The sequence below is a fragment of the Pseudoalteromonas sp. CnMc7-15 genome (assembly GCF_022347925.1).
GTDB classification, from domain to species: domain Bacteria; phylum Pseudomonadota; class Gammaproteobacteria; order Enterobacterales; family Alteromonadaceae; genus Pseudoalteromonas; species Pseudoalteromonas ruthenica.
This window is the reverse complement of sequence record NZ_JAKRFT010000003.1, coordinates 160037-177548: the sequence shown is the minus strand read 5'-3', so window position 1 is coordinate 177548 and position 17512 is coordinate 160037. Positions and strand designations below refer to the sequence as shown.

15 protein-coding genes are annotated in these 17512 nt (G+C 48.6%); 11 read left to right on the top strand and 4 right to left on the bottom strand.

Annotated features, from left to right (window positions below; translation table 11 throughout):
* Positions 1-55 precede the first annotated feature (55 nt).
* A complete protein-coding gene (gene lpxL, locus MHM95_RS08125) occupies positions 56-982 on the bottom strand; it encodes an LpxL/LpxP family Kdo(2)-lipid IV(A) lauroyl/palmitoleoyl acyltransferase (RefSeq protein ID WP_138508506.1) in 927 nt (308 codons plus the stop codon).
* Between the two features lie 90 nt (positions 983-1072).
* Entirely contained in the window at positions 1073-2440 is a 1368-nt protein-coding gene (tolC, locus tag MHM95_RS08120; protein WP_022946305.1) for an outer membrane channel protein TolC, read from the bottom strand.
* A 182-nt stretch (positions 2441-2622) separates the two neighbouring features.
* On the opposite strand from tolC, the gene MHM95_RS08115 reads away from it, so the two are divergent.
* From MHM95_RS08115 to parC, 8 genes are all read left to right on the top strand, one after another.
* Entirely contained in the window at positions 2623-3249 is a 627-nt protein-coding gene (locus tag MHM95_RS08115; protein ID WP_239385002.1) for an NUDIX domain-containing protein, read from the top strand.
* A gap of 77 nt (positions 3250-3326) precedes the next feature.
* Complete coding sequence (locus MHM95_RS08110) at positions 3327-3701, top strand: DUF1249 domain-containing protein (RefSeq protein WP_081604455.1); 375 nt, start codon at positions 3327-3329, stop codon at positions 3699-3701.
* Positions 3688-4467 carry a metallophosphoesterase gene (locus MHM95_RS08105; protein WP_239385001.1) on the top strand — a complete coding sequence of 260 codons (780 nt, stop codon included), beginning with the start codon at positions 3688-3690 and terminating at the stop codon, positions 4465-4467. Before MHM95_RS08110 ends, MHM95_RS08105 begins: the two co-directional genes overlap by 14 nt.
* Complete coding sequence (locus tag MHM95_RS08100) at positions 4452-5036, top strand: YqiA/YcfP family alpha/beta fold hydrolase (RefSeq protein WP_045979562.1); 585 nt, start codon at positions 4452-4454, stop codon at positions 5034-5036. The genes MHM95_RS08105 and MHM95_RS08100 overlap by 16 nt, the downstream gene beginning before the upstream one ends.
* Before the next feature lie 4 nt (positions 5037-5040).
* Positions 5041-6936, top strand: coding sequence for a DNA topoisomerase IV subunit B (gene parE / locus MHM95_RS08095; protein ID WP_053910599.1), 1896 nt, complete (start codon positions 5041-5043; stop codon positions 6934-6936).
* Between the two features lie 108 nt (positions 6937-7044).
* The gene (locus MHM95_RS08090) at positions 7045-8916 is read left to right on the top strand and encodes a GGDEF domain-containing protein (RefSeq protein WP_239385000.1); all 1872 of its coding nucleotides are present in this window, start codon (positions 7045-7047) and stop codon (positions 8914-8916) included.
* Positions 8909-10003 (top strand): PQQ-dependent sugar dehydrogenase, encoded by a 1095-nt coding sequence (locus MHM95_RS08085; RefSeq protein ID WP_235419356.1) that lies wholly within the window; start codon positions 8909-8911, stop codon positions 10001-10003. The genes MHM95_RS08090 and MHM95_RS08085 overlap by 8 nt, the downstream gene beginning before the upstream one ends.
* Positions 10004-10019: 16 nt before the next feature.
* Positions 10020-12320 carry a DNA topoisomerase IV subunit A gene (gene parC, locus MHM95_RS08080; protein WP_239384999.1) on the top strand — a complete coding sequence of 767 codons (2301 nt, stop codon included), beginning with the start codon at positions 10020-10022 and terminating at the stop codon, positions 12318-12320.
* Positions 12321-12365: 45 nt separating this feature from the next.
* Here parC and katG read toward each other — a convergent pair whose 3' ends face one another.
* Positions 12366-14528, bottom strand: a complete 2163-nt coding sequence (gene katG, locus MHM95_RS08075; protein ID WP_239384998.1) for a catalase/peroxidase HPI — start codon at positions 14526-14528, stop codon at positions 12366-12368.
* A 260-nt stretch (positions 14529-14788) separates the two neighbouring features.
* On the opposite strand from katG, the gene MHM95_RS08070 reads away from it, so the two are divergent.
* The 3 genes from MHM95_RS08070 (at position 14789) to MHM95_RS08060 (ending at position 17157) form a co-directional block, all read left to right on the top strand.
* Positions 14789-15493, top strand: a complete 705-nt coding sequence (locus MHM95_RS08070) for a 1-acylglycerol-3-phosphate O-acyltransferase (protein ID WP_026111301.1) — start codon at positions 14789-14791, stop codon at positions 15491-15493.
* Positions 15493-15828 carry a ribonuclease E inhibitor RraB gene (gene rraB / locus MHM95_RS08065; RefSeq protein WP_022946294.1) on the top strand — a complete coding sequence of 112 codons (336 nt, stop codon included), beginning with the start codon at positions 15493-15495 and terminating at the stop codon, positions 15826-15828. The genes MHM95_RS08070 and rraB overlap by 1 nt, the downstream gene beginning before the upstream one ends.
* 87 nt (positions 15829-15915) lie before the next feature.
* Complete coding sequence (locus tag MHM95_RS08060) at positions 15916-17157, top strand: HD-GYP domain-containing protein (protein ID WP_151173134.1); 1242 nt, start codon at positions 15916-15918, stop codon at positions 17155-17157.
* Here MHM95_RS08060 and MHM95_RS08055 read toward each other — a convergent pair.
* Positions 17117-17446: a hypothetical protein gene (locus tag MHM95_RS08055; protein WP_045979557.1), complete on the bottom strand. Its 330-nt coding sequence runs from the start codon at positions 17444-17446 to the stop codon at positions 17117-17119. The two genes, MHM95_RS08060 and MHM95_RS08055, sit on opposite strands and share 41 nt — an antisense overlap.
* Positions 17447-17512: the final 66 nt, after the last annotated feature.

The following is a 17512-nucleotide window of genomic DNA, read 5'->3' as shown; positions in this document are numbered from 1 at the left end:
GCTACTCCTGATGATGTTGTTATTGTTAAGCATAGTTGGTCATTGTTGTTATTGACTAGCGATAATAAGACGGTGCATGCTCGTCAGGGCGCGTCTTAAAGCGCCGGTGTAGCCACATATATTGCTCAGGTGCATTATTAATGGCTTGCTCCATACGCTGGTTTACTTGCGTGACATCATGCACATCATCGCCACTGGGGAAGTTCTCTAGCGGAGGTTGCACCGCGAGGTGATATTTTCCCTGTGCGTCTCGGCGAGTCATAATGCTCAGTGTTCGGCAATGGCGACTATTTGCAAATAATAGTGTACCTGTGGTGGTTGCTGCCTCTTTAACGGCAAAAAAAGGTGCAAAAACACTGCGATTGCGGCCATAATCTTGGTCCGGCAGGTAGTAGCAAAACTTTTTATCTTTTAGAGCTTTAAGTAAAGACTTAACATCACGCTTTCCAACCAAATACTCGTTCGAACGCAAACGTCCCTTGGCGGTAAAGTAATCCATTAAGGCATTGTTATGAGGGCGATAAAAAGCTACGCCTTGGCGCTCTAATCCCATTACGCGAGAGGCCATTTCTAAATGCAGAATATGAGGCACCAATAACAGCACACCTTTACCGTCTTTATTGGCTTGATCTACATGCTCTAATCCGGTGATGGACCCCATCACTCGTTTTACTCGCCATGCAGGCCACCACCATGCCATGGCACTTTCAAAAATGGCCATGCCGGTGTTTTCCATATTCTTGAGCACCAACTCGGCGCGCTCGGCTTCTGTTAACTCTGGGTAGCATAAGGCAATGTTGACTTCAGCAATTTTTCGGCGTTTTTTTACAAACCGATGCACTAAACGACCTAATGCACGCCCTAAGGCTAATTGCCAGGATTGTGGTAGCCAGCTAAGGGTGTAAAGTAAAAAAATGGAGAGCCAGCTTGGCCAATACTTGGGGGTTAAGAAGGCAAGTTGGAAAGTTGCTTTGTTGACCACTGTAGTTGTTATTCACCGTTGTAGATGGCGGACAGTATACGTTATTCATATAACAAAGCCAGTGCTGGGCACTGGCTTTATCTTGACGCCTTAGCTTTGTGGCTTCAGGCCTTGGTTTATTGCCTGTAGGTCCTCAGCGGTAAGCGTGCCCGCAGCTTGTTTCAGTGCCAGAGTCGATACCACATAGCGGTAACGCACATCGGCTAAGTTACGTTTGGCATTGTAAAGGTTCTGGGTGCTAATCAATACATCAACAATGGTCCGCGTACCAACCTCAAAACCAGCTTCCGTGGCCTGTAAGGCGCTTTCTGCGGAAACCACAGCTTGCTCCAATGCTCTGTAGGTAGCGATATCAGACACCACTTGGTTATAAGAGGTAATCGTGGTTCGCGTTACCCCGCGCAGGGTCGCTTCTAAGTCTTCACTGGCAACAACATAAAGGGCACGTGCTTGGTCAGTTGAAGCCACTGTTGCTCCACCAGAGTAAAGCGGAAGTTCGAAGTTTAAGCCCACTGACGCTGTGTCGCCACGCGGAACATGGTCATTAACAACGGTTTGGCCCATGATAGTACGCTCACTATCAACTAATGAATCGCCGTAGGCTGCATTGAGGGTCAACTTCGGATAGTGACCTGTTTGCGCCAAATCGATTTGTTGTTTGGCGATATCAACCGATGCTTTAGCAACTTGCAACTCTAAGTTGTTCGCTTTGGCCAGAGTAACAAAATCCTCGGTGGCTTTATTCGGCTTCACCGTAGAGAAAGTTTCAGTATCAAGCTGGTCGAGTTTGGCGTGGTACTTACCGGTGATTTCACGGAGTTTTTCGCGCGCTGTTTCAACATCGTTTTTAGCGACGATTTCGCGAGCGACTGAGTTATCGAATTGCGCTTGCGCTTCGTGTACATCGGTAATGGCAGTTAGGCCTACCGCGAAACGCTGCTTGGTTTGCTCGAGCTGGCGTTCGATAGCGCGTTTTTCTGCTTGCACAAATTCTAAGGTATCAATGGCAGCTAATACTTCAAAATAGCCCTGTGCGACACGCACAATCAGCGCTTGTTGCGCTTGGTCGTATACGGTCTTTTGTTGCAGAGCTTGCTTCTCGGCAATATCCAATGAGCGCCATGCGTTAAGGTCGAATATGGCTTGGCTTAAGCCAATCTCACGAGAAAAGGTATCGCGCTCGCTGTCAACCTTGACCAGTTGTAGCAAGTCGTCATCAAACTCGTAGCTATCACTTTCTGATTTAGTGTAGCCCATGCTGAAACCAAGCTGAGGCAACAACGCGCTCAGTGCACGGTCTGTGTTATGCTCTTGTGCTTCGGCGTTAGCTTTAGCTTTTAAAACAACGGGATCGTTCTCAAGTGCAATTTCGTACACCTGCATTAGGTCTTCAGCATGACTGTAAGTGCTAAAGCTGCAGCTTAATGCAATCAGCGTGGTCAGTAGTGTCTTTTTCATTATCAGTACAGTCCTTAGAATATTCAGCGAATTAGGAGCATGTTATCGTGTTTCTCGCGATTTGCGAAAAGCAAAAACGTAAATTGACTGCGCTTAAGTGTAACAGAATATAATTTTCTCGGAAGGGTAAACGCGACCGTTGACTTATAAACTTTTTGGCCAAGTGGGGTTGTGAGTATAAAATGAATAAAATCAATCAGTTCGATAAAGGCGACGTGACCATAGAGAGCACCGAAGAAGTGTTTAAAGGTTTTTTCAAAATCGATAAGTACCGTTTCAAACACGCATTATTTGCCGGTGGCACCAGTGCAATCATTGAGCGTGAAATATTTGAACGCGGTCATGCTGTGGCCGTGTTGCCTTATGATCCAGCAACGCGCTCGGTGTTACTCGTTGAGCAAATTCGCATAGGCGCCTTGGCAACCAAAGACAACCCCTGGCTATTAGAATGTATTGCTGGCATGGCTGATGGCAGTGAAGATTACCCGGCGGTAGTGCGTAAAGAAGCGCAAGAAGAAGCGGGTTTGGAATTGCAGCAATTGGACTTCATGCTGTCATACCTTTCGAGCCCCGGCGGGACAACAGAGCGGTTGTATTTGTATTTAGCGCAAACTGATTTATCAGGAATCGGTGGCACGGTACACGGACTGGATGATGAAGGTGAAGATATTAAAGTACATGTGATGGCTGTTGATGAGGCAATGGCGCGCCTAAACAACGGGGAAATTGATAACGCCGCAACAGTGATTAGTCTACAATGGTTAGCACTCAATGAGCAGCGAATTCAACAGCAATGGGGCGCTGAGTGACAGTACAAAGAAAAGCAGGGTACATTCAATCCCTGCCTAAATACCTCACTTTGTGTGAGCGCAACTATGCCAACGTGATGCGCATTTTGCCAAGCGCTGGCACAACGGGCGCATCGCAGCTACTCACTATCGCCAACGAGCAATATGAGGTTGTGATTGAGCAGGCTGCCAAATACACCACTGATATTTGTATTACTCAAGTGCAAGGAGCGGTGGAGGGCCTATTCACACCGCCAATGAATGTTCGCATTTATCACGATGCCAAGGTCGCAGAGGTAGTGCATCCAAACTACCATACGCGAATTAAGCCATCTTATGGTTACCCGAACCCGAAAATGCATCATAAAGACGAAAAATACCAAGTTAATGCGTTTTTGCATGACTGGTTGAGTTTTTGTATGTCACATGGCGAAGCGGTTTTAGATTGGGATTGTAACAGTGGCTTGGTTTGAATCCCCTTATTTTTGCCCTGCCAGTACTGAGCTAAACTTCGCGCATTTTACCGATGCGCATTTATTTGCGCAGCCGCAAGAGCAGTACTTTGGTGTGCGTACAGCGCAGCATTTACAACAAACGCTGGCGGCCATGGCCGCTGAGGCATTTGATTTTGTGGTTTTCGGTGGCGATCTTACCCAAGACCACAGCCCTGAATCTTATCAACTGTTTGCTGAGCTGGTGGCCAACAGTGCGCTACAGTGCCCGGTATTTTGGGTGCCGGGAAACCATGACGAGCTTAGCCAGCTCAGTGCCATAACTGGAGGGCAAATTCGTCCTGAAAAACGCATTGAGCATGCTTGTGGCCAAGTTTTACTGATTAATAGTAAGGGGGATACACCGGCAGGGTGGGTGGCAGAGAATCATTTGGCTGAGCTTGGTGATGCCATTGATACAGCCGCTCCTCAGCAGGTGTTTATTACCCATCACCACCCATTGCCTATTCACGGTTATTTAGATAAGCATATTCTCGAAAATGGTGATGCGTTATTGCAATGCATCGAGACGCGTAGTCGCAGCGCAACCGTGCTACATGGCCATACACATCATGATTACCACCATGATTACCAAGGTGTTGAGGTGTTCGGCACCCCCGCCACCTCGGTGCAATTTGTAAAAAATGCAGTGAGTTGGCAGCAAGAAAATCTCGGCCCAGGGTATCGTCGCGTGCGTCTCGTGGCCAATAAAGCGCCCATCACAGAGGTCAAATGGCTCGCAAATTAATTTATATTCATGGCTTCAATAGTTCCGAGCGCTCCCACAAAGCAGTGCAGCTTGGTGAGCACTTACGTACTTGGCAGGGGCAATATATTGTGCCACGTCTCAGCCATGACCCAGAGCAGGCGATCGCCCACTTGAGCGCGTTGGTGGATGAAGATACCGCCTTAATCGGCAGTTCGCTTGGTGGCTTTTATGCTACGTATTTATCGCAGCGTTATCATTTACCAAGCGTGGTGATAAACCCTGCCGTACGCCCTTTTGAGCTGCTCGATGAGTATCGCGGGGTGCAGTACAACCCCTATCAAAATTATAGCTATGAGCTGAATCACACTCACATGCAGGCCTTGCAGGGGCTTTATTTACAGCAATTAACTTCCCCCGAGCTGCTGTTTTTGTTACAACAAGAAGGTGACGAAGTGCTACCCTATGAGCAGGCTGTCGCTTACTATCAAGGTTGTAAACAACAAGTAGAAGCGGGTGGCAACCACAGTTTTATTGGGTTTGAGCGCTACTTTGCCCATATAATGCAATTTCTGAATATCTCTCTAACCACTAAGGCCGTTAACGAATAAAAATATGAGCCAGCAGAATTACAACGCCGAAGCAATTGAAGTATTAAATGGTCTCGAGCCGGTGCAACGCCGCCCGGGGATGTACACCGACACCACGCGCCCTAACCACCTCAGTCAAGAAGTGATCGATAACAGTGTTGATGAGGCGCTGGCCGGACATGCCAGTAAGGTAGATGTCATTTTACATGAGGATAACTCGTTAGAGGTCATTGATGATGGTCGTGGTATGCCGGTGGATATTCACCCTGAAGAGGGGATCCCAGGGGTTGAACTGATTTTAACTAAGCTTCACGCCGGTGGTAAGTTCTCTAACAAAAGCTACCAGTTCTCTGGTGGTTTGCACGGCGTGGGTATTTCAGTGGTCAATGCGCTGTCAACACGTGTTGAAGTGACTGTGCGTCGCGACGGGCAAGTGTATGAAATTGCCTTCGCCGATGGCGATAAGGTGAAAGACTTAGAAGTCACTGGGACTGTGGGTAAGCGTAACACCGGTACGTCAGTTCGCTTTTGGCCCGATCCAAAGTATTTCGATTCTGCGAATTTTTCGCTTTCTAAACTCAACCATATTCTCAAAGCCAAGGCGGTACTGTGTCCTGGCTTGCGTATCCGCTTTATCAACAAGCAAAATAAAGAAACCCAGGAATGGTACTACGAGGCGGGCCTACAAGATTACATTAAAGACGCAACCAAAGACTTTGAAGCACTGCCTAAACAGCCATTTACCGGTGAGTTTAGTGGTGCCACGGAAGGGGTGGATTGGGCCTTGTTGTGGCTGCCAGAGGGCGGTGAGTCGATCACCGAAAGCTACGTTAACCTCATTCCCACCGCACAAGGCGGCACCCATGTGAATGGCTTGCGCCAAGGCTTGCTCGAGGCAATGCGAGAGTTCTGCGAATTCCGCAACTTGTTGCCCCGTGGTGTACGGCTGACGCCAGAAGATATCTGGGAAAAGTGCTCCTATGTATTATCGGTAAAAATGCAAGACCCACAATTCGCCGGACAAACTAAAGAAAAGCTGTCGTCACGCTCGTGCTCAGCGTTTGTCTCTGGGGTGGTTAAAGACTCCTTTAGCCTGTGGCTAAATGAGCACACCGACATTGCCGAGCTCCTTGCTGAGCTATGTATTAGTAACGCTCAAAAACGTATGCGCGCTGCCAAAAAAGTGGTGCGTAAAAAGGTCACGCAAGGCCCCGCTTTGCCCGGTAAGTTGACCGATTGCAGCAGTAACGAAAGTGAGCGCACTGAATTATTTTTAGTGGAAGGGGACTCAGCGGGCGGCTCAGCCAAACAAGCCCGAGATAGAGACTTCCAGGCGATTATGCCGCTGCGAGGGAAAATTCTGAATACTTGGGAAGTGGAATCCGGACAAATTTTAGCATCGCAAGAAGTGCATGATATCTCCGTTGCATTGGGCATAGACCCGGACAGCGACGATTTAAGTGGCTTGCGTTACGGCAAAATTTGTATTCTTGCCGATGCTGACTCCGATGGACTGCATATTGCCACCTTGTTATGTGCTTTGTTTGTTAAACACTTCCCCACCTTGGTGCGCCAGGGTCATGTTTATGTTGCCATGCCGCCTCTGTATCGCATTGATGTGGGTAAAGAGGTTTTCTATGCCCTAGATGAGGGAGAAAAAACCGGTATTTTGGATCGCATTGAAGCAGAAAAGAAACGCGGCAAGGTCAATGTGCAACGCTTTAAAGGCTTGGGGGAAATGAACCCGTTGCAACTGCGTGAAACAACCATGGATCCGAATACTCGCCGTTTGGTGCAGCTTACCCTTGAAGAGATGGAACACACCGTTGAGGTGATGGATATGCTGCTGGCGAAAAAACGCTCTGGCGATCGCCGCCAATGGCTTGAGAATCACGGCGATAAAGCGCAAGTTGAGGTGTAACTAGAATCAATATCACGGCTAACATTACACCTGAGTGTTAGCCGTTCACCTTCCCTTTACTTGCGGTGTGGTCTATTTAAACGAGACCATATTAAATTAAGGATAGCTATGAAACGCGTATTACTGCTTTGCCAGCATATACTATTGCTTGTGTTTGTCGGCTCGGCGCTGGCAAGCGAGCCAAAGCAGTATTCCGACGCGTGGCTGAATCAGCAGCTCAAGCAATTGGATGAATACAGCGTTCAAGACCCTGTAGAAGCTGTTAACTTTACCGAACAACTACTTGATAACCATAGCGGGCTCAGTGCATTGCAACGCGCAGCGTTTGAACTTGAGCTGGTCAGCAACTACTTACTTGTAGGGCGCGATAGTGACGCACAGCGTTTAACCGATAAGCTCACCACCACAGCAGATGAACTTAGGCCATCACAACAAGTACTCCTGTTGCTTGCCCGTGCGCAACTATTTGACCGCCAAGGCAAGCTAGACGCAGCGACTGAACTCTACAGCCAAGCCGAGCAGCAAGTCCAAGACCTAGCCCCTCTTCTACAAGCTGAAGTGTACAGCGCCATCGGCACTTTTTACGTTTACAACGACCAAGAGATAAAAGCATTAGGCTATTTCTCTCGGGCTTATCGGTTGTTACTTGAACACGGCTCAGAGCTGCAAATCGCGTATCTTGAATCAAGTATGGCGAAAACCCACGAATACCTGTTCGATTACGACCAAGCATTGGCTATGCAAACTAAAGCGCTTAATTATTTTAGCGAGCATGGTTTGTACTTCGATCAAATGGTGTCGCTGTTTAATATTGGTTCTATTTACATCGAACTCAATGACCCCCAAACAGCGTTGGAATACTTTCAAGCAATGTTGCCACTTGGGGCTAAACGCGACGACCCACAAGGTAAATACTTCACCTACTTTGGGTTGGCGCTTGCTTATGCGCAGATGGGGAAAACCGAACAAGCAGACCAAGCATTAGATAAAAGTGAGCACTGGGTTTGGGTGGTTGAAGATGCAGCTAATGAGCGTGCCCATCAATTTTTGCAAGCGCGTATTCGCTTGCAACAAAACCGCCTTGAAGAGGCTCAGCATATATTGCGCAATATCGAACAACAGCGGCAATCACAAGCAGAGCAAGGCAGTATCCATCGCAATTTGGAGTTGCTTGAATTAAAAGCGCAATTGGCTAAGCGCCAGCAAGATTACCCAAGAGCGGTGGATTTGTTAGAGCAGTATATACAGGCCAGTGAACAACATTACGACAGTGTAGGAGCCGTGGCCAAAGCGCGCCATAAAGTGCAGTTTGATACCGAGCAAATAGAACTTAATAACCGTATTTTGGCGCAGCAGCAGTCGCTGCAAGAGCTAGAACTCGAGGCTTCCGAGCGACAGCACCGACTACAGCAAGGAATCATTTTTCTCGGTAGTTTAGTGCTTATCACCGTGCTTGCTTTTTCTTGGCGACAATATCGTTTGCGACAGCGTTTTCGCGCGCTTGCGGTCACCGATAGCCTTACGGCGGTGGCAAATCGTCGCCATATCATGGATAAAGTCGATAGCTTGTGGCAAGACAATCAGCCTTTTTCTGTGATCGCCTGCGATATTGATCATTTTAAACGTATTAACGATGAGTTTGGGCATAGCGTTGGCGACGATGTATTAATCTGTGTGACCAAGCGTTTTAGCTACATGGTACGCCAGAGCGATATGCTCGGGCGCACAGGGGGAGAAGAGTTTTTGGTGGTGTTGCCAGACACCGACCTTGAGCAAGCTGTTGAGATCGCAGAGCGTTTGCGCAATAGTTTGTGCTCGGATACAGTAAAAAGCAATAATCATGAGTTACGAGTAACGGCGAGTTTTGGGGTACTGCAACGCAGTAATGATTATGACTCTGCCAAAGCGCTGCTTAGCGCCGTGGACAAACTACTCTATCAAGCAAAAAACAGCGGTCGAAATAAGGTGATTTATGAATAACAAACTTGTTAGTGCATTACTTGGGTTAACCTTCGCCAGCAGTGCGATGGCAACAGATATCACCGACAGACTGTCGGTTCCCGCAGGCTTCACCATCGAGCCGTACGCGCTAAATGTTGATAACGCGCGGCAACTAGCCATTTCCGAAAATGGTGTGGTCTATGCCGGTTCGCGTAAAGCGGGTAATGTTTACGCCTTAATTGATAAAGACCAAGACGGCCGTGCCGACAAACAGGTGCTGATTGCTGAAGGTCTTAACATGCCTTCGGGCATAGCCTATAAAGACGGAGCACTGTACGTTGCTGAGGTAGAGCGCATTATTCGCTTTGATGATATCGACAACAAGCTTGATAAAGCCAAACTAGAAGTGGTGTATGACAAGTTTCCCGATAAGCGCCACCACGGTTGGAAGTTTATTCGCTTCGCTCCCAGCGGTGAGCTTATTGTGCCTGTCGGTGTGCCTTGTAACGTCTGCGCAGAAGACCCTGAATTTGGCCGTATTTTCTCCCTGAATTTAGAGAGCAAAGAGCTTACCACCCTCGCAGAGGGGGTGCGTAATTCAGTTGGTTTCGATTTCCATCCAGACAGTGGCAAACTGTGGTTCAGCGATAACGGCCGTGACATGATGGGTGATGATATTCCGCCGTGTGAAATTAACCGTATCGATGAAGTAGGGCAACATTTTGGCTTTCCATACTTCCACGGTGGTACAATCCCGGATCCGGAGTTCGGCAAAGGCAAAAACGCTGCCGATTACACTCAGCCAGCGCTAAATTTAGGTGCTCACGTGGCGCCACTAGGTATTCATTTTTACACTGGTGAGCAATTTCCAAGTGACTATGACAAACAGCTTTTTGTGGCTGAGCATGGTTCGTGGAACCGCAGTAAAAAAGCGGGCTACCGGGTTATGATGGCTAAGATAGAAGATGGCCAAGTGACTGGCTACGAGCCATTTATAAGCGGTTTTATGGAAAACGAAGAAACCTTTGGCCGACCTGTTGCCATGGTGCAAATGGCCGATGGCAGCTTGCTGGTCTCCGATGATTACGCTAACGCGATTTACCGCGTGCACTATAACAAGAAGTAAGTTTGGGTAAGTATCAATGACACAAACAACGACCTTGTCACAACAAGGCATAGAGCAACTTACCATGGGGCGCTTTACCGAAGACGCCTACCTCAATTATTCCATGTATGTGATCATGGACCGGGCTTTACCTCATATTGGTGATGGTCTGAAGCCCGTGCAACGGCGCATTGTCTACGCAATGAGTGAGTTGGGGCTCTCTGCAGCGGCGAAATATAAAAAGTCCGCCCGTACTGTGGGTGATGTGCTCGGTAAGTACCACCCCCATGGTGATAGTGCTTGCTATGAAGCTATGGTACTGATGGCACAGCCTTTTTCATATCGTTACCCGTTAGTTGATGGTCAAGGTAACTGGGGGGCCGCCGACGATCCTAAGTCTTTTGCTGCGATGCGTTATACCGAAGCGCGGTTGTCTAAGTTCTCTGAGGTACTGCTAAAAGAGTTAGGCCAGGGCACCGCTGATTGGATCCCCAACTTCGATGGCACCATGAAGGAGCCTGAGGTACTGCCTGCGCGCTTACCGCACATTTTACTCAATGGGGTAACGGGTATTGCTGTGGGCATGGCAACCGATATTCCACCGCACAATGTGCGCGAATTGGCTAATGCCTGTTGTCTGTTATTGGATAAACCCAAGACCGAACTGGCGGAGTTACTGGAGCTGGTTAAGGCACCCGATTACCCCACCGAAGCGGAAATCATTACTCCCAAGGCGGATATTGAAAAGCTCTACACCAGTGGCCGTGGCTCACTGAAAATGCGGGCTAAATACCATATTGAGCAGGGTGAAGTGGTGATCACTGCATTGCCACATCAGTGTTCAGGCGCCAAGGTGTTAGAGCAAATCGCCAACCAAATGACGGCAAAGAAACTGCCGATGGTGGCCGATTTACGCGACGAGTCGGATCATGAAAACCCAACCCGCATCGTAGTGGTGCCACGCTCTAATCGGGTAAAAGTCGAGCCGCTGATGGCGCATTTATTTGCCACCACGGATTTGGAAAAGAATTACCGCGTTAACCTCAATATGATCGGCCTTGATGGTCGACCGCAAGTGAAAGACTTACGCAGTATCCTTAGCGAATGGCTGACTTTCCGTCGTGATACGGTGCGTCGACGGTTGCAGTACCGCCTAGATAAAGTGCTCGCGCGACTGCATATTCTCGAAGGCTTGATGATTGCCTATCTCAATATTGATGAAGTCATAGCTATTATTCGCAGCGAGGACGAGCCGAAGCCGGTATTGATGGAGCGCTATGGCCTCAGTGAAAAACAAGCCGAAGCAATTCTCGATTTGAAACTTCGCCACCTTGCTAAGCTTGAAGAAATGAAAATTCGCGGCGAGCAAGACGAGTTAGAACAAGAGCGTGACAAACTGCAGCTGATCTTAGGTTCAGAGCGCCGTATGTCGACGCTAATGAAAAAAGAAATTCAAGAAGCGGCTGAGTTATACGGTGATGATCGCCGCTCGCCTGTAGTTGAACGTGAAGAAGCCAAAGCTCTGAGCGAAAAAGACCTGATCCCTTCAGAGTCGGTCACTGTGGTGCTTTCCGAAAAAGGCTGGGCGCGGGTGGCCAAAGGCCATGAAGTGGATGCTGAGGGCTTAAACTATCGCGCAGGCGATAAGTTTAAAGCCAGCGCCAAAGGCAAGAGCAATCAGCCGGCGGTATTCCTCGACTCCAGTGGCCGCGCCTTTGCCACCGACGCACACAGTCTGCCCTCAGCGCGCAGCCAGGGTGAACCGATGTCGGGGCGCTTTAATATCGCTGCGGGTGCCACACTTGAACACGCGGTGATGGCAGAGAATGAGCAACTGTTACTGATGGCCAGTGATGCCGGTTACGGCTTCGTTGCTGAATTTGCCGATTTGGTCAGTAAGAACAAAAATGGTAAGGCACTGGTAAGCTTGCCCAAAGGCGGGTTACTGCTCCAGCCCATTGCTGTAAACGATGTCAGTAAAGACTACTGCATGGCTATTTCCAGTGAAGGTCGCATGTTACTGTTCCCATTACGAGACTTGCCTAAGCTCGCCAAAGGGAAAGGCAATAAGATTATCTCTATACCCAGTGCCAAGGTACAGGCGCGCGAAGAGTATGTGAAGTTGCTCACCGTAGTTCCCGAGGGTGCGAGCGTGACCTTGCATGCAGGCAAGCGCAAACTAACGCTTAAGCCCGCAGACCTTGAACACTATTATGGAGAGCGCGGACGCCGAGGCAATAAGCTACCGCGCGGCCTACAGCGTGTGGATGGCTGTGATATAGAGCTGAGCGCCAAAGCCAGTGAAGTGCCCGACGAGGAAACGCTTAGCGAAGATTAAAAAAGAGGGCCTTGGCCCTCTTTTTACTTTAACTGCCTATGTCACTTACAGGTCGAAGCGATCAGCGTCCATTACTTTAACCCAGGCTTTGATAAAGTCGTGGACAAAGCGTTCTTTGTTATCGTCTTGAGCGTAAAACTCAGCATAACTGCGCAGGATGGAGTTTGAGCCAAACACCAGATCAACGCGGGTGGCGGTCCACTTCACTTTGCCTGTGCTGCGCTCAACAATGTCATAAAGACCATTCTCTTTAGGCTGCCACTGGTATGCCATGTCGGTGAGGTTGACGAAGAAGTCATTGCTTAGCACCCCTTCACGGTCGGTAAACACACCGTGCTTAGAGCCATCATGATTGGTGCCTAACATACGCATTCCGCCCAATAACACGGTCATCTCCGGTGCCGTTAAGCCCATCAACTGAGTGCGTTCAAGTAACAACTCTTCCGCTGGAACGGCGTAGTCTTGCTTTAACCAGTTGCGATAGCCATCATGAATAGGTTCCAGTGGCTCGAATGACTCGCCATCGGTCATCTCATCGGTCGCATCGCCGCGCCCTGCGCTAAAGGGCACATTGATATCTACGCCCCCGGCTTTTGCCGCTTGTTCAATGGCTGCAGTGCCACCGAGAACAATGAGGTCGGCCATGCTAATGGGTTTGTCTAAGGTGCTTTGCAATTGCGTCAAGGCATCAAGTACCCGATTTAAGCGTTCAGGTTCGTTGCCAAGCCAATCCTTTTGTGGGGCCAGACGGATGCGCGCGCCATTGGCGCCGCCACGATAGTCTGAGCTACGAAAGGTGCGAGCACTGTCCCATGCGGTGCAGATAAGGTCGGCGGCACTCACTGGGCATGCCAGTATTTGCTGTTTAAGTTCAGCCTGCTCGGAACTACTAAGTACGTAATCGACATTAGGAATAGGGTCTTGCCAAATTAAATCTTCACTTGGCACATCGGCGCCGAGGTAACGAGATTTAGGGCCTAAATCACGATGGGTTAGTTTAAACCAAGCACGGGCGAAGACATCGCTAAAGTAATCAAAGTCGTTGTGAAAGCGCTCGATGATTTTGCGATAGCTGGGGTCAAGCTTCATCGCCATATCGGCGTCGGTCATGATCGGATTGCAGCGAATGGAGGGGTCTTCAACATCAACGGGCTTATCTTCCTCTTTCATATCAATAGGCTCCCACTGCCAAGCGCCCGCAGGGCTTTTCTTGAGCTGCCATTCGTAGTTAAGCAGTAGGTGGCAATACCCGTTATCCCATTTTGTTGGGTAGGTGGTCCATGCTCCTTCTAATCCTGAAGTGACCGTATCGCGACCGATCCCGCGCTGGTGGTGGTTATTCCAACCCAGCCCTTGTTCGAAAACATCGGCGGCTTCGGGCTCGGGGCCAAGTATTTCGGCATCGCCATTACCGTGGGTTTTGCCGACAGTATGACCACCGACGGTCAAGGCTGCGGTTTCTTCGTCATCCATGGCCATGCGAGCAAATGTCTCTCTGACTTGCGCAGCGGTCTTGAGCGGGTCTGGTTCGCCATTAACCCCTTCAGGGTTGACGTAGATAAGCCCCATTTGCACGGCGGCGAGAGGGTTTTCCATACTTTGCGGTTTCTCAACATTGTCGTAGCGCTCATCGCTCGGTGCTAGCCACTCTTTTTCCGCACCCCAGTAAACGTCTTTTTCTGGGTGCCAAATATCCTCGCGGCCACCGGCGAAACCAAAGGTTTTCAATCCCATGGACTCATAGGCCATGTTGCCGGCAAGGATCATTAAATCGGCCCACGAGAGTTTGTTACCGTACTTTTTCTTGATAGGCCACAGTAATCGCCGTGCTTTATCCAAATTGGCATTATCGGGCCATGAATTAAGCGGAGCAAAGCGTTGGTTACCAGTACCACCCCCACCGCGACCATCAGCAAGACGATATGAGCCTGCGGAGTGCCAAGCCATACGAATCATTAACCCACCATAATGGCCCCAGTCGGCAGGCCACCATGCCTGGCTGTCAGTCATCAGTGTTTTAAGATCGTTTTTCACCGCCTCTAGGTCGAGCTTTTTGAACTCCTCAGCGTAATTAAAATGCTCGCCGTAGGGGCTTGTTTTGCTATCGTGCTGATGCAAAATATCGAGGTTGAGTGCGTTGGGCCACCAATCAGTATTAGGTTTTGCTTGTGTGGTTTGGCTGCCATGCATCACTGGACACTTACCCATATCGTCCTCCTTAAGGAATCTAACGGTAATAAATTCATTCACTTACTATAGAGCTGTGGAGATGAACTAAGATTAAACAAGTGTAGTCTATAAGGCCTTAATGACAGCGAAATTGGAAACGATAAAAACCGATGCGTGGCATCGCTTTTTTCCAACACGTATAGCGCACTTAGTGAGAAAGCAATAACAGCGTACAAGTGTTCGCTTAAAATTATTCGCCTATGTATAATGCCGACAATTCAGGTTATGTGGAGTTTATCGTGCTGGCTTTATTGCGTTTGTTAGCCATGGCTGTGTTTGTCCCCTTAAGCTTTATCGCGGGGTTTATCTTGTGCTTGGTACGCCCGTTTCACGGTGACAACGTGCGGGTGATTGGTAGCTGGTATGCAAAGATGCCTAAGTTGCTGGGGGTGAATGTTGTTATTGAGAAAGACCCAGCCATTGTGACTGGTTCGCCTGCGGTCTATGTTGCTAACCATCAGAATAACTATGATTTATTTTTACTCCCCGGTGCTCTGCAGCGTAATACCGTAAGTTTGGGTAAAAAAAGCTTAAAATGGATCCCATTTTTTGGCCAAATTTATTGGTTGTCGGGCAATATTCTTATCGATCGTGCAAATCGTTCGCGGGCGATGGCCACCATTGCTAAAACCACCGAAAAGCTCAAAAAAGGCGGGTTATCACTGTGGATGTTTCCAGAGGGTACCCGTAGTTATGGTCGTGGCTTGTTGCCATTTAAAACCGGCGCGTTTCACACCGCACTCAATGCCAAGGTCCCTGTGGTGCCGGTAGTAATGAGCGATACCCACAAAACCATCAAGCTAAATCGCTGGGATAATGGTACTATTTACATCAAAATGCTGGCGCCACAATTATTGGATGCCTCGATGAGCCCGCGCGAATATGCGGATCATTTCCATGCCTTGATGGCTCAGACACTGGCGCAATTGAATGAGAGAACATAATGGAAAACTGGCGCGAAATTAGCGAAGAAATTGTCGAATCCCTACTTGAAGATGGCTCTAATCCGGAAATTTTATATGAGGTAGAACATCACTTTGTGTGTGAAGATTTCAATGCCCTAGAAAACGCCGCGTTAGCTGCTTTTAAGGCGGGCTTTGATGTGGAAGAACCGGCTGAGTTGGAACTCGAAGAAGGGGGAACTATCTGGGGCTTTGATGTGGTGGTTGAGTCTGAGCTCGATGCCGACGTTATTATGGAAGATGTTGATAAGCTGGTAGCCATTGCCGCTGATAACGGCGTGGAATACGATGGCTGGGGCACTTACTTCCAAGACTAAAGGGTGGTTTTAACCACCTTTTATGGACTTTATTTACTATTTAGTGGTAATTTTATCTGAGTTTATTCAGCTTTCGTACAGTCCCCTATGTTGATCTCCTTACCTATTAGCGAGCTAAAACCCGGCATGTTTGTTGACCGGGTAAATAAGCAGGCCCAAGGTGCGTCAATAAAGATAAAAACCCGGGGCATGGTCAGAGATGCTTCCATCATTAAGCGCCTGCTGAGTGAGGGAGTGGAAGAGCTGACCATCGATTTCGCACAAAGCGATATCCCCATTCCCACGCATTTAAAACCCAAGTCTAAGAAAGAGCACACTGGCGAGTCACAAGATATCGCAAGCCAAGCAGAAAAGCCGAAGCTTAGTGACCGTGATCACAGTCAGGCGACGTTAGAGCAAGAGTTCCTCATCGCTAGCACTTGCTATGATCAAAGCTTGGGTAAACTGCGTGCCATGTACAACGAGCTGACCTCAGGCATGCAAGTCAATATGGCACTACTCAGTGGTATCGCTGATGATATTGTTGACTCAGTTTTTCGTAATCCAGACGCTATGGCCGCGCTGACACTGCTGCGCGATAGAAATAGCTACACTTGGCGTCATATGATGAATTGCGCCATTTTGACCGCTATTTTTGCCAAATATTTAGGTTTCGAAATTAATAAAGTGCGGCAAATGGCGTTAGCGGCCTTGTTGCATGACATTGGTCTTGCCAAAGTACCGCAAGGAATTCTATCAAAGCCAGGTAAACTCACTGAGCTCGAAACCAAGGCGGTACGTAAACACGTGGCGCTGAGCCTAACCATGCTTAAAGGGCAAAAGCACATCTCCAGCATGATGTTAGAAATGGTTGTTAACCATCATGAGCGGTTAGATGGCAGCGGCTACCCGCGTGGTATCAAAGCCGATAAATTATCTCGTGAAGCACGTATTTTAGCGCTGGTGGATGTGTATGCTGCGATGGTGGCAGATAAGCCCTATAAAAAAGGTGAGGAGCCGCTAACGGCACTGCGTTTCTTATTAGCGCAAAAGGCGATGTTTGACCAAGCCCTAGTACAGCGCTTTATAAAATGTGTCGGGATCCATCCTGTGGGAACCTTGGTCAAACTTACCAATGAGCGTCTGGCATTAGTAGTGCAGGGCAACGAGGCTAATCCTATCAAACCTAAGGTACGGGTGTTTTATAACACTCAGCACCGCCACCACATTACCGCCAAAGACGTCGATTTGAGTATCAGCAAAGACGATATCAAAATCTTAGGTAGCACCTCTCCCTTGGAGTTTGACCTTAACTTGTCTCGTTTGTTAAAGGAGCACTTGCTGCCTTAGCATGCTCGCACTGCTTTTTTCCTTGGCGCTTAGCGGCGATTAATGCGCCACTAAAGCAACTCCCCGTTAGTATAAACCATACCATAGTGCCTTGTGTCGTATGCAGGGCAATACAACACAGTCCCAAACTTACCAGCGAGGCCAGCATTGAAGCAAGCCAATATTGGCTGACCGGGTTGTCGCACTCGCCTTGATGGTGGCAGGCGCAGTAGTTCGCACGTAAAAATGCAAATACACTGATAGCGCAAAACACCAGCGCAACCAAAATAAGCATTATAACGAGCACCATAGGACATTCCTGTTCACTTTTTTAATACCCGCAGTGTAGCGATATTAGATAAATAGTCAATGATAA